Source organism: Vibrio sp. 10N.261.51.C6, assembly GCF_041471785.1.
Classification (GTDB): domain Bacteria; phylum Pseudomonadota; class Gammaproteobacteria; order Enterobacterales; family Vibrionaceae; genus Vibrio; species Vibrio crassostreae_C.
Window position 1 is genome coordinate 78,196 of the sequence record NZ_JBFRPB010000013.1, and the last position, 18,052, is coordinate 96,247.

Sequence of the window (18,052 nt, forward strand, 5' to 3'; positions counted from 1 at the left end):
AATAAGCATTGGGCTAACAATAAGCATTGGGCTAACAATAAGCATCAAGTTAATAATAGTGGTCGGTAACGACGGCAAGAGGATTATCTATGTCTCATATGAGTGAAGTTGAAGTAAGAAAAGAGCAAACGAATGATGAAGTACTTCAATGGGTGACTTTCCAGCTAGAAGAAGAAACTTACGGCATCAACGTAATGCAAGTACGTGAAGTACTACGTTACAGCGAAATTGCTCCAGTACCGGGTGCTCCAGATTACGTTCTAGGTATTATTAACCTACGTGGTAACGTTGTTACTGTTATCGACACTCGTTCTCGCTTTGGTTTGATGCAAGGTGAAATCACAGACAACACTCGTATCATCGTTATTGAATCTGAGCGTCAAGTAATTGGCATTCTAGTAGATAGCGTTGCTGAAGTGGTTTACCTGCGTTCTTCTGAAATCGACACAACGCCAAGTGTTGGTACTGATGAAAGTGCTAAGTTCATCCAAGGTGTAAGTAACCGAGATGGCAAGCTACTTATCTTAGTAGATCTAAACAAACTACTAAGCGAAGACGAATGGGATGAGATGGCTCACCTGTAATGTTTGAAGCGCTTCCTTTAAGCCCTGTCGCTCTGATATCAGGCGTTGGGGTTTTTACGTTATTTATCCTGATTTTGATTAGCAAAGTAAAACGTGCGATTCAAAAGCAGCTCGATCAGTCACGCCTGCAAGTTCGTAACTTGGACAAAGAGCTTCAAAAATCGAGTAAGCAATTACTTGAGGTTCGCTCTGTTGTGGTTGGCCTTGGCCAGAAAGTGACTGAACAACAAGATCTTATCAAACATTTGAATGAACGTATTGTTGAGCTGGAACATGCGGATACCGATGGACGTTTGTACACACGTGCAACGAAAATGGTTCAGCTTGGCGCTGGGATTAACGAGTTAATTGAAGAATGTGAATTACCCAAAGCAGAAGCTGAGCTGATGATGTCTCTGCAGAACAAGCTTGCTGGTAAAGAGAAAATTCCTTCATTACGAAGCGACCCTTCATCGTACGATCAGCAACCCGATGCCTCTCGCGATCGCAGAGACCCGCCTCGACGTCGTTAAATTGAGCGCTTAATTCGTATTGAGCAATTGATGTTTATTACGTATTCCTCTTAAAAGAAGCTTCGGCTTCTTTTTTTATGCCTGTCCGATCTATATAGAACGATGTTTATAAGTGCTTGTATCTACGACAATATCTTGTTTGTTGATGAAAATGTGTAAATTGTGATGAGGTGGTAACAGTTTCTTACCGACTTTGTTCTATCGAAAACGCCTAGTCCTGTTTTGTCACCATGTTGGTGTGCTACTATAGCGCTCTCATTACTCGACTAAATTTACCTATGCTAGAAGTCTCAAATTTAACTGCTATTCGTGACGACAGGATTCTGTTTGAATCGTTGTCTTTTCAATTGAAACCAGGTGAGCTGGTTCAAGTTGAAGGTCGTAACGGTACCGGGAAAACGACACTCCTTAGGATTATTACTGGCTTAGGCGATCGCGATGACGGCACTATCTCTTGGGACGGTGAGTCTATTGAATCGAGTCGAGATGTTTATCATCAAAATTTACTTTTTCTTGGTCACCAAACAGGCATAAAGCGCGAGCTTAGTGCTTATGAGAATCTGAGCTTTTATCAGTCGATTCACAGTGGCGGTACCAGCAAAGAAGAGCTTTATCACGCGCTGGCTCAAGTCGGGCTTGCGGGCAGAGAAGACGTACCTGCGGGGCAACTTTCAGCAGGCCAACAACGCCGAGTTGCGTTGGCTCGCCTTTGGTTGAGCAAGCAAATGTTGTGGATTCTTGATGAGCCGCTGACTGCCATTGATAAGCAGGGCGTGAAAGTTCTCGAATCTCTTTTTTCTCAGCATGCAGACAACGGTGGCATTGTGTTGTTAACCACACACCAAGATATGTTTGCTGATAGCCCGAAACTAAGAAAAATAAAGTTGGGTGAGTAATATGATCTCTTCAATGACCACGATTATCCGACGCGAACTGCTTATCGCGTTTCGACGTCAAGCGGATATCTTTAACCCTTTGTGGTTCTTCATCATTGTTATCACGCTTTTCCCTTTGAGTATTGGCCCAGAGCCAAACCTACTTGCGCGTATTGCTGCGGGTATTGTTTGGGTGGCCGCTTTGCTCTCTGCATTGCTCTCTTTAGAGCGTCTTTTCCGTGATGATTTTCAAGATGGCGCCCTTGAACAGATGATGCTGATGCCAATCCCGTTGCAGTTGGTAGTATTGTCCAAAGTCATAGCACACTGGTTGTTGACCGGGTTACCATTGATTTTAATCAGCCCATTATTGGCTGTTTTGTTGTCTTTAGATTTTGATACATGGCTCTCAGTTGTGTTGACCTTGCTGGTAGGAACACCCGCATTGAGTTTTATTGGTGCGATTGGTGTTGCGTTAACCGTTGGGTTACAGAAGGGCGGAGTCCTGTTAAGCCTGTTAATCTTGCCGCTTTACATCCCCATTTTAATCTTCGCGACGTCAGCAATTGACGCTGCGGCTTTGGGCGTTGCATACAACGGTCAATTGGCGGTGCTTGGGGCAATGTTAATGGGTGCGATGACTATGACGCCTTTTGCGATCAGTGCCGCACTTAGAGTAAGTGTGAACTGATTGGGGTTCCGTTATCGTATAGCCAATGTGAACCAAATGTGTCGATTGGACTCATAGAGTCAATAAAACTGAAAGCAAGACAAATAAAATTATTATAATTATAGCTTTAATAGCTGTAAGCAATATGAAGTAAGAGTGAGATTACAACATGTGGAAATGGCTCCATCCCTATGCCAAAGCAGAAACCTCTTATCAGCTTGCTGGTAAACTTTTGCCATGGTTTTCGATCCTAGCGCTATTGTGTCTATCCGTCGGTACCGTGTGGGGGCTTGCATTTGCGCCTTCTGATTACCAACAAGGCGATAGCTTCCGTATCATCTACATCCATGTTCCGTCTGCAATCTGGTCGATGGGCGTTTACATGTCGATGGCGATTGCTGCCTTTATCGGTTTGGTATGGCAGGTAAGGCTATCAGACATGGCCGCACTGGCGATGGCACCGATTGGCGCTGTGTTTACCTTCATTGCGTTACTAACTGGCGCAGTTTGGGGTAAACCAATGTGGGGTGCTTGGTGGGTTTGGGATGCGCGTTTAACCTCAGAGCTGATTCTTCTATTCCTATACTTGGGTGTGATCGCACTACACCACGCTTTTGACGACCAAAAAACAGCAGCGAAAGCGGCAGGCATTTTGGCTATCGTTGGTGTCATCAACCTCCCTATCATTCACTTCTCTGTAGAGTGGTGGAATACACTTCATCAAGGCGCGACCATTACTAAGTTCGCAAAACCTTCGATCTCAAGTGACATGCTATGGCCGCTTCTTCTTAACATCTTCGGCTTCGCTTTCTTCTTTGGCGCTTTAACCATGATTCGTTTCCGTAACGAAATCATCAGTAAAGAAAGTCACCGTCCATGGGTTCGCAAGCTTGCGGCTGAAAAAGCGTAGTAGGGTAGGTAATTATGTATTTTGAATCTTTGAGTGATTTCTTAGCCATGGGAGGTTATGCCTCGTATGTCTGGAGTGCATTTGGAATCACATTCCTCGCGATGATCATTTTACTGGTCGTAAGCGTTCGTCGTGGTAAGCAATTACTAAATGAAGTACAAGCTAAGATTGATCGTCAAGCTCGTATCGATGCAGCAAAAAATATGGAGAACACTCTATGAACCCAAGACGTAAAAAGAGGCTGGGCATTGTCTTAGCGATCTTTTTTGGTATCAGTGCGACTGTTGGATTGATGGTTTACGCACTTAACCAGAACATGGATCTGTTCTACACACCAACTGAGCTGGTCAACGGCAAAGATGGTAAAAAGCCTGAAGTTGGTCAACGCCTACGTATTGGTGGCATGGTCGTAGTCGGCTCTGTAAGCCGTGACAATGAATCACTACGTGTAAGCTTCGATTTGGCGGATGTAGGCCCTAAAGTAACAATTCTATACGATGGTATCCTTCCTGATCTTTTCCGTGAAGGCCAAGGTATTGTTGCTCAGGGTGTCCTTAAAAATGCAACGACAATCGAAGCGTTTGAGGTGTTGGCAAAGCACGATGAAGAGTACATGCCTTCTGAAGTTGCGGAAGCAATGAAGAAAACCCATGAGCCTTTGCAATACACGACTGAACAAAAAGAAGGAAATGCTCAATGATAGCCGAGATCGGCCATTTTGCGATGATCCTGTCCTTGGGACTTGCATTGCTGCTAAGCGTGCTCCCATTGTATGGAGCCGCTCGAAATAACACATTATTGATGAACAGCGCACGACCGTTGTCGTGGGGTATGTTCGGATTCTTAGCGATTTCGTTCTTTATCTTGTGTTACGCGTTTTACACAAATGATTTTACGATTCAATACGTAGCAAGTAACTCAAACAGCCAACTACCTTGGTACTACCGAATTACGGCGGTTTGGGGTGCGCACGAAGGTTCATTACTTCTTTGGGTTCTCATCCAAGCGGGTTGGACTGTAGCAGTAGCGACATTCAGTCGTGGTATGCCTCAAGAGTCTGTGGCTCGCGTTTTGGCTATCATGGGTCTGATTACTGTCGGCTTCTTGCTGTTCATTATCGTGACGTCTAACCCGTTCTTACGTACATTGCCTTTCTTCCCTGTTGATGGCCGTGACCTGAACCCACTACTGCAAGATCCGGGTTTGATTATTCACCCGCCAATGCTTTACATGGGTTATGTAGGTTTCTCTGTTGCGTTCTCTTTCGCAATCGCTTCTCTAATGAGTGGTCGTCTTGATACGGCATGGGCTCGTTGGTCGCGTCCTTGGACAATCGCAGCTTGGTTATTCCTAACGGTAGGTATCGCACTAGGTTCATGGTGGGCTTACTACGAACTTGGCTGGGGTGGCTGGTGGTTCTGGGATCCAGTAGAAAACGCTTCATTCATGCCTTGGTTGGCTGGTACTGCTCTAATGCACTCACTAGCGGTAACTGAAAAGCGTGGCACATTTAAAGCTTGGACAGTACTGCTGGCTATCTCTGCATTCTCGCTAAGCTTACTAGGGACATTCTTAGTTCGTTCGGGCATCTTGGTATCGGTTCACGCATTCGCGTCGGATCCTGCTCGTGGTATGTTTATTCTAGGTTTCCTAGTCTTTGTTATCGGTGGTTCACTGCTGTTGTTTGCTATTAAAGGCGCATCGGTTCGTGTTCGCGGTAACTTCGATCTGGTTTCTCGTGAAAACGCACTGCTTGGTAACAACATCTTACTGATTGCAGCGCTTGTCGTTGTGTTAGTAGGTACGCTACTGCCATTAGTTCACAAACAGTTAGGCTTGGGCTCGGTATCTATCGGCGCACCATTCTTTGATATGTTGTTCTTCTGGTTAATGATCCCGTTCTCGTTCCTGCTTGGTATCGGTCCTCTGATCCGATGGAAACGTGACAACCTGTCTAAGCTTGTTAAACCAATGCTGATTTCAGGTGCATTCTCACTTGGCTTGAGTGCGCTAATGGTTGCTCTACTGGCTGACCGCTTCAGTGGTACTGCGTTTGCTGGTTGGGTAATGGCGTTCTGGATCATCTTCATGCACGGCTTTGAGCTGCATGAGCGTGCGACTCACCGTCATACATTCTTGAAAGGTCTAACTAAGCTACCTCGTAGCCACTGGGCAATGATGTGTGGTCACATAGGTTTAGCCGTGACAGTGATTGGTATCGCGATGGTGCAAAACTACAGCATCGAACGTGATGTACGTCTGGCGCCAGGTGAAAGCTACCAGCTTGAAGAATACAGCTTCCTGTTTACAGGGGTTCGTGACAAAGATGGTCCTAACTACGATGGTTACATTGCTGACTTTGAAATTACTAAAGAAGGCAAATACATCAACACGCTTCACGCTGAAAAACGTTTCTACACCACAGCTAAGTCTATGATGACAGAAGCAGCGATTGACCGTGGCGTAACGCGCGACCTTTACATTGCAATGGGTGAACGTTTAGACGACAACAAATCTTGGGCTGTACGTATCTACTACAAACCATTTGTACGTTGGATCTGGGCAGGTTCTTTGATTATGTCGATTGGTGGCGCTATTGCTATCAGTGACCGTCGTTACCGTTTCCGTAAGCCAATCAAAAAGTCGGCTGAAGAGCAGGAGGCTTAATTCGAATGAACAAGAAGATTTTATTCATTCCATTGATTGCGTTCATGGTTCTAGCTGGAATCTTTGCAACGCAATTAATGCGCAATCAGTCGGGCGATGACCCAACTAAGCTAGAATCCGTATTGATTGGTAAGCCTGTTCCTGAGTTTGGTCTAGAAGACTTAGAACAACCAGGTAAGTTTCATGATCAAGCGATCTTTAAAGGCGAGCCACTGCTTCTTAACGTGTGGGCGACTTGGTGTCCTACTTGTTATGCAGAGCACTCTTACCTGAACAAGCTTGCGGATCAAGGCGTTAAGATCATTGGTCTTAACTACAAAGATGATCGCAACAAAGCGGTTGGTTGGCTAAAAGAGTTGGGTAACCCGTACCTAATTAGCCTGTTTGATGGTAATGGCATGCTAGGCCTTGACCTTGGCGTGTATGGCGCGCCTGAAACTTTCCTAATCGATGCTAACGGCGTAGTTCGCTACCGCCATGTTGGTGATGTGAACCCAACCAACTGGGCATCGACGCTTGAGCCGATGTATCAAGAGTTGTTGGAGGAATCGAAATGATTAGAAAGGCATTGATTACTCTATTTGCTACGTTCGCAATCTCAGCGACGGTTTCTGCTGCACCTATCGAGTTCCATGAATTTGATACCGTAGATCAAGAGCAGCAGTTCAAAGAGCTAAGCAATACATTACGCTGCCCTAAATGTCAGAACAACACGATTGGTGATTCGAACGCTGAGTTAGCGGTCGACTTACGTCAAAAAGTGTACGAGATGACAAAAGACGGTAAGTCGAAGCAAGATATCATTGATTACATGATTGCTCGCTACGGTAACTTTGTGACTTACAATCCACCACTGACACTAGCAACATCGATCCTTTGGATTGGTCCGTTTGCGGTGGTTGTGTTTGGATTTGGCTTGATCATTTTGCGAAGCAGAAAGTCAAAATCGAAAGCAGCAACAGAGTCAGATCAAGACTGGGATGCAGATAAAGAAGCACGTTTAAAAGCGTTACTCGATGAAGAGAACGACGGAGATAAACAGTAATGACTCTATTTTGGATTTCTACCATTATCCTTTCGCTAGCAGCAATCTTGTTGATTGTTCTGCCTTTTATTAATAAAAAGGCAAACAATGACGATGTGCTTCGTGATGAGCTGAATAAAGCATTCTATAAAGACCGTCTCGATGAGCTAGAAGTAGAAGCTGAAGAAGGCCTTGTTGATAACCAACAAGAACTGATCGATGATTTGAAACAGTCTCTGCTTGATGATGTTCCTGCACAAGAAGAGATGAAGAAGACTCAAATCTCTACGCTTGGTGTGGTTGTACCGTCGATCATCCTTGTCGTCGTTGTGACTTATGGTATGTACTTTAAGTTCGGCGCGTTGGACAAAGTTCAACACTGGCAAGAAGTGAGCTCGAACCTTCCTGAATTGTCTAAAAAGCTAATGTCATCGGAAGGTGGTGCACTAACGGATGATGAGTTGGAAGATTTGACTCTAGCGCTTCGTACTCGTCTGCATTACCAACCAAAAGATTCAACAGGTTGGTTGCTACTCGGTCGTATTGCACTGGCTAACCGCGACGCTGAAACAGCAAAAGATTCTATGGAACGAGCTTACAAGCTTGAACCTAAGAATGAAGATGTTCAGTTAGGTTTCGCACAAGCACTGATGCTTTCTCCTGATGAAGCTGATCAAAACCAAGCTCGTTTGATTTTGAGCCGTTTGATTCAAAACGATTACGTTGACCTTCGTGTGTTCTCACTGCTTGCGTTTGATGCGTTTGAGCGTCAAGACTACCCAGGTGCGGTGAAGTACTGGAGCATCATGCAGCAGATGATTGGTCCACAAGACAGTCGCTATGAAATGCTTTCGCGCAGTATTGAAAGTGCTCAGAAGAAAATGGGCGACAATATGGGTGTCGACCAAGGTAAGACTGTTGCTGTAACGCTCGATCTATCTGCAGACGTGAATGCTGACCCTAACTCAGTGTTAATTGTTTCAGTACACAGAGCAGATGGTTCTCCAATGCCTATCGCAGCCGCTCGTTACCCACTAGGGACTTTCCCTCGCACTGTTGTGCTAGATGACGGCAACAGCATGCTGGAAGGACAAGAGCTGTCTAGCCTTGAAACTCTGATGGTTAGAGCTAGGCTTGATACAGACGGCAACGTTTCAACTCGCGAAGGCGATTGGTACGGTGAAAGTGAAGTGGTTGAACTGGGTGCTCCAGTTACCATTGATATCAATAAGCAATATTAATCATCACTTTGCATAGGTGTTATCTATTCCGATTTGCAGATAAACGGTATAGACTTAGCCAAACAATTGAGGCCAGCGATTGCTGGCCTTTTTTATTATTTGAATTCCTTATGGAAAAGGTGATATGTCTGTCAGTGTTTTAAGACTCTCGAGTTTACTTTTTATCGCAAGCTTAACGGTTGGGTGTTCAAGCGCGCCGGACGAAAGTGTTGACGATGATAACCTCGAAACCTCTGAATACGTCGAAGAGTCCCACCCCAATGATCCTTTTGAAGGTTTCAACCGAGCGATGTGGGATATCAACTACGAATATCTAGATCCTTACTTAGTTCGCCCTGTTTCCCTCGCTTATGTTGACTACACCCCTGTGCCAGTGCGTTCTGGTATCTCCAATTTCCTAGCCAACTTAGACGAACCATCAAGCATGGTTAACAACCTTATTATGGGCAATGGTGAAAAAGCACTCGACCATTTCAATCGTTTTTGGATTAACTCAACGATTGGTTTGTTAGGCTTAATCGATATTGCTAGTGAAGCTGGGATTACCAAGTACGATGATAAGTCGTTCTCTGATGCGATTGGTCATTACGGAGTAGGGAATGGTCCGTACTTCATGGTGCCGGGTTATGGTCCACTAACAACGCGTGAAGTAACTGAAACCGTTGATGGCTTGTATGTCCCTCTGTCGTTCTTGAATTTCTGGGCTAGCTTAGGCAAGTGGGCATTTGAAGGCATGGAAACACGTGCTCAGTTAGTATCACAAGAAGCGCTGTTGGATAACTCTCCTGATCCATATGCATTAACGCGTGATGTTTACATTCAACGTCGTGATTTCAAAGCCGAGATTGAACCTGAAGAGGTCGACCTTGAAGAAGAAGATTTCATCGATGGTTATCTAGAAGATTACTAGAAACACGATTTAGAAAACCGATAAAAGACAGGCTCGATGTTGATGCAACATCGAGCCTTTTTAATATTTTCTACTTTTAGGGCGGTAGATTAGAAGCGGTAGTTCGCTTGGATGCCCACTAACCAGATGCTACCAGTCACTTCACCTTCGAAGTCACCACCAAATGGCGCAGAACTTGCGTCATCTTCAACCATTTTTGCGTCTTTCGCTAGGATGTAAGTGAAACCAGCGTCTAGTGTTAGTTGCTCAGACCATTGGTAGCCAGCACCAATACTCAACCAAGTGCGGTCTGTTTCCGGAATCGTCGCAGTACGGTGTTCATCGCTTACCGCTGAAGTGTCGTACGCAATACCAGAGCGCAGAGCTAACTTAGGTGTCATTTGGTAAGTTGTACCGATCGCAAAGCGGTAGTTGTCTTCCCAGTTCTCTTGCTTGATATCTTGAGTTCGAGCAGGACCGAATTCAGGGATGTCAGCTACTAGTTCTTCAAAGCTGCTCCAATTAGTCCAGTTAACACTCGCATGTACAGCGACTTTATCTGATAGTTGATGGAAGCTTGCAAGCTCGGCGGTTGCTGGCAATGCAAGTTGCATTGAGCCGTTATATTTTGACTTCACAGGAGTACCTAAAGCGCCAGCAACAGCATCAAAAGCGACACCATTTGCGTGGCCCTCAAGCGTTAGGTCTACTTCTGACTTGTAGGTAAAACCAAGGCGGTTGTTTTCATTGATCTGCCAAGCGGTACCAACTTGCCAGCCCCACGCTGTGTCATCACCTTCCATGTATTTTAAAGCTGTACCTTGAGGCATAGGAACTAGAGAGTTAACTGTAGATACCGCTCCAAAGCTACCTTCAGCCATGATGTAACGAATACCACCACCAATAGATACGCTTTCAAGTACTTGGTAAGCCGCGTTTAGGTTTAGCTCCATCGTAGTAACACTTGCTTCGTTACCGTGGTTTGCGCCACCAAAGTCTTTACCTAGGTCTGTTTCCATACCGTAGTTAGTGCCAGCAGCAAAGCCTAATGCGAACTTGTCGTTGTACTTATGAGAAACATAAAAGTTTGGGATTACTGCACTGTGCGCAAAATCGCTAGAATTTGACGAAGTCGATTGTCCCATCATGGACGTAGAAGTACCGTCGATATCGATGTTAGGGTCAACATAGATAGCACCAACAGAAACCTGAGTCCCTTCTAGGTAAGTCAGCATTGCAGGGTTACGCCATTGTGCGTCTGCACCGTCAGCCATTGCTGCTTCACCCGCGTATGCGCGGCCTAGGCCTGTTGCTGAGTATTCTGCTAGTTGAAAACCTGCCGCTTGAGTTACGGTAGAAGTCGAAAGTAGTCCAACTGCCACTGCAGCAGATAGAAGAGTCTTATTCATTTTCATTATTATGTTCGCTGAATCATAAGTATTTAGTGGCGTGATTCTACTTTTAGAGTCATTACTTTAAAAATGAAATTCGAATAAAACAGTGTTTTAGGGATTTAATGAGTAAATGTGTTTAATTATTAGAGAAATAATCTAAATGTTTCGGCTGTGTTGCGAAGTTTGAGCGTACACTTGTAGTCATATGTTAGCCTTGCAGGCTACAGTTGTAAGCTTAAATTGATGCGGGTCAGTGGTTTAGGCAATAAAAAAGGGTCGCATAATGCGACCCTTTGGGGATTACTTATTAGCTTATATTAGAAGCTACGGCTGTACTGCAGACCCATTAGGATTGCATCTGCACGAGTTGTTGCTGAAATTGACGAAACAACAGAAGTTGATTCATTAACTTTAACATCGTCGCCCATTAAGTATGTGAAACCAAAGTCTACGTTTGACGCTTCGTTGATGTGGTATGTGAAACCAGCTGAGAACCATTGGCGATCTGAATCTGGAACTGAAACTGAAGTGACTTCATCTTGTGCACTTGTGTCATACATGTAGCCGGCACGAAGTGTCCAATCGCGATTCATGTAATATGTACCACCTAGAGAGTAGTGCATACCATTCTGCCATTCGTAATTGTTTAGAACACCTGCTTTGTCTGCTTCTAGCTTGTCAAATGAGCTCCAACCAATCCATTGCACTGAGTAATGAACTGCGAATTTAGTATCTTCAATCTTGTGGAAACCAGAGAACTCAACCATATCAGGTAGAGGCATATGAAGGGTATCATCTTTATATTCAGTGCCTTGGTAGCTGATATCGCCTTCAGCTTCAAGTTTCGGAGAGTAGTGGTAAGCCAAACCAAAACGGTTATTTTCATTTAACTCGAAAACAGTACCAAGGTTAAAGCCCACAGCCCAACCATCCGCTTCAGCATCAAGAACTGTTTGACCTGCTTGTGGCAAGCCTGGGATTGGCGGAGTATTAACTTCCGAGCTCATTGTTCGTTTCAGTTCGCCTTTACCGTAAATAAGGTCAAGGCCTGCACCAAAGCTCCACTGTTTGTTTAGACGGTATGAACCAGCTAAACCAAAGTTAACACTTTTTACATCTGTTAGGCCGCCGTATTCACCACCCACATAGCTATCGCTGAATTCAGTTTTTGTACCGAAGTTAGAATAAGCATTTACACCCCATGCAAATTTATCATTTACTGGAACGATTAGATGAATGTTTGGTGCAATCGAAGTATCGCCAGCATCGTCATAGTCAGCATTGCTAGAATTACCGCCCATGAAGCCTGTGTAAGTAGCATCCTTGACTTCAATCATAGAAGTAATGCTTTCAAAACCAAGCGAAAGCTCAGTTTTGTCAAATAGTGCCATTGCTGCAGGGTTACGTGCCATTACTGACGCGTTATCTGCGATTACTGCATCACCAGCGAAAGCACGGCCGATGCCGGTTGCTGATTGTGCGTTAAGTTGGAAACCTGCTGCCATCGCTTGCGAAGACGCCAGTGTAATTGTTACTGCTAAAAGAGACTTTTTAAACAGACGCGTGTTGTTGGTAGTCATTCATTTATTCCTTTATATATCCGCCTCTACAGGGCGATTAATTTGAGCAATTGCTCAATGGTGGCTGATCCTATTCGCAAGTATACGATATACAAATCCGACCATTGGGAATTTTGAGTGGAAAATTATGGAAATGACGCCTATCTGGCACGAAAATGGTGTGAAATGCTGTTTTTTAGAGTTTTAACTCTAGAGGTATTGGTGGTGTGAATGGTTTTGTGGTTCATTTATAAATAAAGCCCAGCAATATCAGTAATATAATTGCTGGGCCTTTTGTGACGGGGCTTTAAGAGCGAATTAGCTCATTGGTTTGATCATTTTTGTCAGCTTTTCGGCGATTTTGGAAACATCCTCACCATTTTCACCCACAAGGATTAAGCTGCTGCCATCTACGGGTGTTACCGAGCCGGACATGCCTTTTTCATCAAAATCGATAGGTTTGTCTGTTGGAATACCGGTTAAAAACAGTGTTACTTTGCCTTTTGCGCCTTGGAAGACCATATGTACTGCGTTGGATTTACCAAAGCCACAGTGGTTTAGGTAATAAACATGGTAAGGGAAAGCGTCATCAAACTGAAAAGCAAATGGGTTCATTTTTGCGTTGATCTGCTGCGATGTAACCTGTTCATCGATGCTACTAACAAAGCTCTTCTCATCAACAACATGCTTCATCGCTGTATCAACTAAACTAGCTTGCGCAGGTGAAACGAATGCATTTCCCCAATTCACTTGGCCAACTAATAAACCTGCAACGAATGCTACTGAGGCGGCCATTGCCATTGCTCGTCTCGCAAACGTTGGCCTTACTACTTTGCTTTCTTCGCTTGAGGTCTGATTGAACAGAATACGATCAGCAAGATCGTCTGGCACATCCACATTCATCGCAGAGTGGATCTGTTTATCAAGCGCTAGTACATCGTCTAAGAAGTTACTATTGGCTTCGCTATTCGCGGTCGCATCAACAATATCTTGTGTACGTTGTTTAGGTTCCGACAATACACGACGACGAAATTCCAAATCATCCATTATGTTGCCCCCTCTCTGACTCTTCTGTATCCAACAGCTCTTTCAACTGATTTCGAGCTCTGAATAAACGTGTCATCACCGTGTTTTTGTTGAGATCGAGAATATCGGCAATCTCATCACCACTAAAACCACCAATCACTTGCAAGAAGAGAGGTTCACGGTAATCAATTTCAAGTTTCATGATCTGGGCTTGCAACCACTGATGCTGATGGTGCGGGTCATCACTGACACTAGCATCGTTACCGTGATCGTCGATATCAACCAGATCAAACTGTTTGCGTTCAAAACGTCGAGCATTCTCGCGGCGTAAGATAGTAATCAACCAAGATTTTGCGGCTTTTTCATCTTGTAGGCTATCGAGTGATTTCCATGCGCGAAGGCAAGTTTCTTGCACTAGATCCTCGGCAATGCTTTTGTCTTTGCATAACCAATAGGCGTAGCGAAAGAGGTCACGATGATAGGCGCGCACAAGTGCTTCGTATTTTCTTTGTTTGTCCATATCAGAGTTGACCGGACGCTTGGCTGTTTTCTTTCCAAACATTTTTATTATTGACACACGAGCCTCCATAATTGCTCTGCGTATAGCTGTCCTCTATACGTTGTGCTTCGTTTTTATATTTTTAGAGCTAACGATCGGCAGGAAATCGTAAAATCACATTAAAATTGATCTACTTCAAAATCTAAGGCCTCGAACTCGTTATAGTACACCTTGTCGTCTAGTTAGTCATTCGTGGCTAGCATGTTGAGCAAGACGACACTTCCTTTTGAAGGCTGACTTTACTTTCTCCTAATCAGGAAACTGATTATTTCAATTGGCGCTAAGTTAATTGCTTTATATACATTCCAACCACACAGCTTTGTGTGGTTTTTTTTTGCCTCAAGAAAACCATTCCCTACACAGCGATAACAGTCTTTGCTTACAATAGTTTAGTCTCTTACGGCAACCTTTCCCCCAAAAAGGTTCGCCTGAATGCGCAGTTATATTTTCAAACAGTGAGATACTCGTATCACGTTTATTTAAACGCTCGTTTGATTTAATTAACAACTTCTTTACAATGCTTCAGGTCAGACCTCTTAACTTTAAGGAGAAACCATGGGCAAACAGGAAGTCAAAACGCGTTCTGGAGAACGTGTTGCCGTTGTCGCTGGATTACGAACCCCATTTGCTCGTCAGAGCACAGAATTTAGCCAAGTGCCTGCGGTTGACCTAGGCAAAATGGTTGTGAGCGAAATGCTTGCAAGAACGGATGTCGATCCTGCGCTTATCGAACAAGTTGTGTTCGGCCAAGTAGTGCAAATGCCAGAAGCGCCGAACATTGCGCGTGAAATCGTGTTGGGCACAGGCATGAACATCAATACCGATGCCTACAGTGTCACACGAGCATGTGCGACCAGCTTCCAAGCGGCAGTTAACGTGACCGAAAGCATTATGGCTGGCACGATTGATATCGGTATTGCGGGCGGTGCGGACTCTTCTTCTGTATTGCCTATCGGTGTTTCGAAAAAGTTAGCGGCAAATCTATTAGCGCTGAGTAAAACGAAAACTATGGGTCAAAAGCTGAAAATTCTTAAAACACTTTCCGTAAAAGATTTGATGCCAGTACCACCTGCAGTTGCTGAATACTCGACCGGTTTATCCATGGGACAAACGGCTGAGCAAATGGCTAAGACGCATGGTATTACTCGCGAAGCTCAAGACGCACTTGCTCACCGTTCTCACTCTTTGGCTTCTCAGGCATGGAAAGAAGGCAAGATTAAAGACGAAGTGATGACTGCATTCCCGGCGCCTTACAAAAAGTATCTAGCGGAAGACAACAACATTCGCCACGACTCAACGGTTGAAGGTTACGCTAAGCTGCGTCCTGCTTTTGATAGAAAGTACGGCAGTGTAACGGCAGCCAATGCTACGCCACTGACTGATGGCGGTGCAGCAGTGATGTTGATGCGCGAAGGTAAAGCGAAAGAACTAGGCTTAGAAGTGCTTGGTTATATTCGTGGTTATGCGTTCTCAGCGATTGGTGTTGAAACAGATATGCTGATGGGCCCGACTTACGCGACCTCACAAGTATTAAAGAACACCGGTTTAGAGTTGTCAGACCTAACACTGATCGAAATGCACGAAGCATTCGCTGCCCAAGTTTTGGCTAACGTTAAAATGTTCGCAAGCGATGAGTTTGCACAGAAGAATCTTGGCCGCGACAAAGCGATCGGTGAGATTGATATGGAGAAGTTCAACGTGCTGGGTAGCTCGATTGCTTACGGACATCCGTTTGCAGCGACTGGCGCGCGCATGATGACTCAAACATTACGTGAACTGAAACGTCGCGGTGGCGGCTTGGCATTGAACACAGCTTGTGCGGCTGGTGGTTTAGGTGCAGCAATGATCTTGGAGGTAGAATAATGTCTACGACTCTTGATGCAACAACAGAAAAAGAAACAGTCGCTCAACCAGATTCAACCTCTGCGACTGAATCAACCAAAAAGAAAGCGACAGCATTTACTCTCAATATCGATGAGCAAGATATTGCTTGGTTAGCGATTGATGTACCAAACGAGAAAATGAACACGCTGCAAGCGGCTTTTGCTGAAGAAATGAAAGCCATCTTCGAGCAACTCAAAGAAAAGCAAAGCCGAGTTAAGGGCCTAATCGTTCATTCTCTTAAGCCAGATAACTTTATCGCTGGTGCTGATGTAAGAATGCTTGATGCGTGTAAAACGGCTGACGAAGCACAGTCTCTGGCTCGCCAAGGGCAGGAGATGTTCCAAACGCTTTCTGAACTACCGTACCCAGTAGTCGCAGCGATTCACGGCCCATGTTTAGGTGGTGGTTTAGAGCTTGCACTGGCGTGTGATTACCGTGTATGTACCGATTCAGATAAGACTCGCGTTGGTCTGCCAGAAGTACAGTTAGGTCTGTTACCAGGCTCTGGCGGTACACAGCGTCTACCTCGCCTTATTGGTTTGCTGCCATCTCTTGACCTAATCCTTACGGGTAAGCAACTGCGCGCTAAGAAAGCGAAATCGCTCGGTGTTGTGGATGCTTGTGTGCCTGAAACTATCCTGCTTGAAGTCGCTAAAAGCTTTGTTGAAAAGAATACGGGCAGTAAAAAAGGTAAGCGCCTTGCGTCGAAAAGCCAAGCGTCGACCAAAGAAAAGCTGATTTCACGTAACGGCCTTGGTCGTAAAGTGATTTTTGAACAAGCTTCTAAGAAGACCAATCAGAAAACACGCGGCAATTACCCAGCAGCGGATGCGATTTTAGACGTGATTCGTTATGGCCTTGAGAACGGCTTTGATAAAGGTCTTCAGTATGAAGCGAAGCGTTTCTCAGAACTGGTTATGACTTCAGAGTCTAAAGCCCTTCGTTCGATTTTCTTTGCAACCACGGAAATGAAAAAAGAACACGGCGCAGACGCAGAACCCAAAGCGGTTAAGCGTGTTGGTGTACTGGGTGGCGGCCTTATGGGCGCAGGTATTAGTCATGTAAGCGTTGCAAAAGCGAAAGTACCGGTTCGTATTAAAGATGTATCAAATGAAGGCGTTCTGAACGCGCTGAACTACAACTTCAAGTTGTTCGATAAGCAGCGTAAGCGTCGTATTCTGAGCCGAGCTGGTTTAGAAAGTAAGATGCTTCAGCTTTCTGGTGGTATCGACTTTACAAGCTTTAACCACACCGATGTGGTGATTGAAGCGGTATTTGAAGACCTCGACCTTAAGCAGTCAATGGTTGCGGACATCGAAGCCAATGCCAAGCCAGAGACTATTTTCGCGACGAATACGTCTTCATTGCCGATCCATAAGATTGCGGAGAAGGCGCAGCGACCAGAAAATGTGGTCGGTCTTCACTACTTCAGTCCTGCTGAGAAAATGCCACTGGTTGAGGTTATTCCTCATGAGACAACCTCAGAAGAGACGATTTCTACGGTTGTTGCATTAGCGAAGAAGCAAGGTAAAACGCCGATTGTTGTGAAAGACACGGCTGGTTTTTATGTGAACCGTATTCTTGCTCCGTACATGAACGAAGCAGCGCATTTACTGCTAGCGAACGAGCCGATTGAAAAGCTCGACAGCACGTTATTGGACTTCGGTTTCCCGGTTGGTCCTATCACTTTATTAGATGAGGTGGGTGTTGATATCGGTGCGAAGATCATTCCGATTTTAGTGAATGAGCTTGGCGATCGTTTCCAAGGTCCTGATGTGTTCGATATTCTTTTGAATGACAATCGTAAAGGCCGCAAGAGTGGTAAAGGTTTCTACACTTACAAAGGCAAGAAGAAGGAAGTGGATAAGTCAGTTTACAAGCTGCTTAAGCTGCAACCAGATCCTAAGTTGAGCGATAACGATATCGCGATGCGCTGTGTGTTACCTATGCTAAACGAAGCGGTTCGTTGTCTAGACGACGGCATTATCCGCAGCCCTCGTGATGGCGATATCGGTGCGATTTTCGGTATCGGTTTCCCGCCATTCCTAGGTGGTCCGTTCCGTTATATGGATCAAATCGGCATTAAGTCACTGGTTGAGATGATGAACGATTTCGCTAAGAAGTACGGTGATCGTTTCGCGCCATGTGATGGCCTACTGACACGTGCTGGATTGGGTGAGTCTTTCTACAAGTAACTCTCTAACTCATTGATTAAGAAGCCTGTATCAAGCAATTGATGCGGGCTTTTCTGTTTTATG

Annotated in this window: 18 protein-coding genes; 14 read left to right on the forward strand and 4 right to left on the reverse strand. The window is 44.9% G+C overall.

Annotated features, from left to right (window positions below):
* The first annotated feature begins 89 nt into the window (after positions 1-89).
* The 12 genes from AB4375_RS03630 to AB4375_RS03685 all read left to right on the forward strand — a co-directional run bounded on the left by AB4375_RS03630 (position 90) and on the right by AB4375_RS03685 (position 9,393).
* Complete coding sequence (locus AB4375_RS03630; RefSeq protein ID WP_017064109.1) at positions 90-584, forward strand: chemotaxis protein CheW; 495 nt, start codon at positions 90-92, stop codon at positions 582-584.
* Positions 584-1,096, forward strand: a complete 513-nt coding sequence (locus tag AB4375_RS03635; RefSeq protein WP_017060660.1) for a DUF2802 domain-containing protein — start codon at positions 584-586, stop codon at positions 1,094-1,096. The genes AB4375_RS03630 and AB4375_RS03635 overlap by 1 nt, the downstream gene beginning before the upstream one ends.
* A 278-nt stretch (positions 1,097-1,374) precedes the next feature.
* Complete coding sequence (gene ccmA / locus AB4375_RS03640) at positions 1,375-1,992, forward strand: cytochrome c biogenesis heme-transporting ATPase CcmA (protein ID WP_017071209.1); 618 nt, start codon at positions 1,375-1,377, stop codon at positions 1,990-1,992.
* Position 1,993: 1 nt separating this feature from the next.
* Entirely contained in the window at positions 1,994-2,662 is a 669-nt protein-coding gene (ccmB, locus tag AB4375_RS03645) for a heme exporter protein CcmB (RefSeq protein ID WP_017060658.1), read from the forward strand.
* A 148-nt stretch (positions 2,663-2,810) separates the two neighbouring features.
* Complete coding sequence (locus AB4375_RS03650; RefSeq protein WP_017068974.1) at positions 2,811-3,551, forward strand: heme ABC transporter permease; 741 nt, start codon at positions 2,811-2,813, stop codon at positions 3,549-3,551.
* Positions 3,552-3,565: 14 nt separating this feature from the next.
* A complete protein-coding gene (gene ccmD / locus AB4375_RS03655; RefSeq protein WP_017060656.1) occupies positions 3,566-3,772 on the forward strand; it encodes a heme exporter protein CcmD in 207 nt (68 codons plus the stop codon).
* Positions 3,769-4,251 (forward strand): cytochrome c maturation protein CcmE, encoded by a 483-nt coding sequence (gene ccmE, locus AB4375_RS03660; protein ID WP_017060655.1) that lies wholly within the window; start codon positions 3,769-3,771, stop codon positions 4,249-4,251. The genes ccmD and ccmE overlap by 4 nt, the downstream gene beginning before the upstream one ends.
* On the forward strand, positions 4,248-6,218 hold the full coding sequence (locus AB4375_RS03665; protein WP_017071949.1) for a heme lyase CcmF/NrfE family subunit: 1,971 nt from the start codon (positions 4,248-4,250) through the stop codon (positions 6,216-6,218). Before ccmE ends, AB4375_RS03665 begins: the two co-directional genes overlap by 4 nt.
* A 5-nt stretch (positions 6,219-6,223) precedes the next feature.
* Positions 6,224-6,775, forward strand: coding sequence for a DsbE family thiol:disulfide interchange protein (locus AB4375_RS03670; protein ID WP_017060653.1), 552 nt, complete (start codon positions 6,224-6,226; stop codon positions 6,773-6,775).
* Entirely contained in the window at positions 6,772-7,263 is a 492-nt protein-coding gene (locus AB4375_RS03675; protein ID WP_372051037.1) for a cytochrome c-type biogenesis protein, read from the forward strand. The genes AB4375_RS03670 and AB4375_RS03675 overlap by 4 nt, the downstream gene beginning before the upstream one ends.
* Positions 7,263-8,483 (forward strand): c-type cytochrome biogenesis protein CcmI, encoded by a 1,221-nt coding sequence (gene ccmI, locus AB4375_RS03680; RefSeq protein ID WP_372051038.1) that lies wholly within the window; start codon positions 7,263-7,265, stop codon positions 8,481-8,483. The genes AB4375_RS03675 and ccmI overlap by 1 nt, the downstream gene beginning before the upstream one ends.
* A 124-nt stretch (positions 8,484-8,607) precedes the next feature.
* The gene (locus tag AB4375_RS03685; RefSeq protein ID WP_372051039.1) at positions 8,608-9,393 is read left to right on the forward strand and encodes a VacJ family lipoprotein; all 786 of its coding nucleotides are present in this window, start codon (positions 8,608-8,610) and stop codon (positions 9,391-9,393) included.
* An 89-nt stretch (positions 9,394-9,482) separates the two neighbouring features.
* Here the strand turns inward: AB4375_RS03685 and AB4375_RS03690 are convergent, their stop codons facing one another.
* The 4 genes from AB4375_RS03690 to AB4375_RS03705 form a co-directional block, all read right to left on the reverse strand.
* Entirely contained in the window at positions 9,483-10,787 is a 1,305-nt protein-coding gene (locus AB4375_RS03690) for an outer membrane protein transport protein (protein WP_065583668.1), read from the reverse strand.
* A 296-nt stretch (positions 10,788-11,083) separates the two neighbouring features.
* Positions 11,084-12,346: an outer membrane protein transport protein gene (locus AB4375_RS03695; RefSeq protein ID WP_102320197.1), complete on the reverse strand. Its 1,263-nt coding sequence runs from the start codon at positions 12,344-12,346 to the stop codon at positions 11,084-11,086.
* A 297-nt stretch (positions 12,347-12,643) separates the two neighbouring features.
* A complete protein-coding gene (locus AB4375_RS03700; protein ID WP_017060647.1) occupies positions 12,644-13,372 on the reverse strand; it encodes a DUF3379 domain-containing protein in 729 nt (242 codons plus the stop codon).
* Positions 13,365-13,913 carry a sigma-70 family RNA polymerase sigma factor gene (locus AB4375_RS03705; protein WP_372051048.1) on the reverse strand — a complete coding sequence of 183 codons (549 nt, stop codon included), beginning with the start codon at positions 13,911-13,913 and terminating at the stop codon, positions 13,365-13,367. The genes AB4375_RS03700 and AB4375_RS03705 overlap by 8 nt, the downstream gene beginning before the upstream one ends.
* 552 nt (positions 13,914-14,465) lie before the next feature.
* On the opposite strand from AB4375_RS03705, the gene fadI reads away from it, so the two are divergent.
* Complete coding sequence (gene fadI, locus AB4375_RS03710) at positions 14,466-15,773, forward strand: acetyl-CoA C-acyltransferase FadI (protein WP_017060645.1); 1,308 nt, start codon at positions 14,466-14,468, stop codon at positions 15,771-15,773.
* On the forward strand, positions 15,773-17,989 hold the full coding sequence (gene fadJ, locus AB4375_RS03715) for a fatty acid oxidation complex subunit alpha FadJ (RefSeq protein WP_102332825.1): 2,217 nt from the start codon (positions 15,773-15,775) through the stop codon (positions 17,987-17,989). The genes fadI and fadJ overlap by 1 nt, the downstream gene beginning before the upstream one ends.
* Positions 17,990-18,052: the final 63 nt, after the last annotated feature.

Coding starts and splice junctions, on each gene's coding strand:
- ccmE (WP_017060655.1), top strand. CDS start 3,769: ATGAACCCAAGACGTAAAAAGAGGCTGGGCATTGTCTTAGCGATCTTT.
- AB4375_RS03635 (WP_017060660.1), top strand. CDS start 584: ATGTTTGAAGCGCTTCCTTTAAGCCCTGTCGCTCTGATATCAGGCGTT.
- AB4375_RS03665 (WP_017071949.1), top strand. CDS start 4,248: ATGATAGCCGAGATCGGCCATTTTGCGATGATCCTGTCCTTGGGACTT.
- ccmI (WP_372051038.1), top strand. CDS start 7,263: ATGACTCTATTTTGGATTTCTACCATTATCCTTTCGCTAGCAGCAATC.
- AB4375_RS03705 (WP_372051048.1), bottom strand. CDS start 13,913: ATGTTTGGAAAGAAAACAGCCAAGCGTCCGGTCAACTCTGATATGGAC.
- AB4375_RS03675 (WP_372051037.1), top strand. CDS start 6,772: ATGATTAGAAAGGCATTGATTACTCTATTTGCTACGTTCGCAATCTCA.
- ccmD (WP_017060656.1), top strand. CDS start 3,566: ATGTATTTTGAATCTTTGAGTGATTTCTTAGCCATGGGAGGTTATGCC.
- AB4375_RS03700 (WP_017060647.1), bottom strand. CDS start 13,372: ATGGATGATTTGGAATTTCGTCGTCGTGTATTGTCGGAACCTAAACAA.
- fadI (WP_017060645.1), top strand. CDS start 14,466: ATGGGCAAACAGGAAGTCAAAACGCGTTCTGGAGAACGTGTTGCCGTT.
- AB4375_RS03670 (WP_017060653.1), top strand. CDS start 6,224: ATGAACAAGAAGATTTTATTCATTCCATTGATTGCGTTCATGGTTCTA.
- AB4375_RS03690 (WP_065583668.1), bottom strand. CDS start 10,787: ATGAAAATGAATAAGACTCTTCTATCTGCTGCAGTGGCAGTTGGACTA.
- fadJ (WP_102332825.1), top strand. CDS start 15,773: ATGTCTACGACTCTTGATGCAACAACAGAAAAAGAAACAGTCGCTCAA.
- ccmA (WP_017071209.1), top strand. CDS start 1,375: ATGCTAGAAGTCTCAAATTTAACTGCTATTCGTGACGACAGGATTCTG.
- AB4375_RS03695 (WP_102320197.1), bottom strand. CDS start 12,346: ATGACTACCAACAACACGCGTCTGTTTAAAAAGTCTCTTTTAGCAGTA.
- AB4375_RS03630 (WP_017064109.1), top strand. CDS start 90: ATGTCTCATATGAGTGAAGTTGAAGTAAGAAAAGAGCAAACGAATGAT.
- AB4375_RS03650 (WP_017068974.1), top strand. CDS start 2,811: ATGTGGAAATGGCTCCATCCCTATGCCAAAGCAGAAACCTCTTATCAG.
- AB4375_RS03685 (WP_372051039.1), top strand. CDS start 8,608: ATGTCTGTCAGTGTTTTAAGACTCTCGAGTTTACTTTTTATCGCAAGC.
- ccmB (WP_017060658.1), top strand. CDS start 1,994: ATGATCTCTTCAATGACCACGATTATCCGACGCGAACTGCTTATCGCG.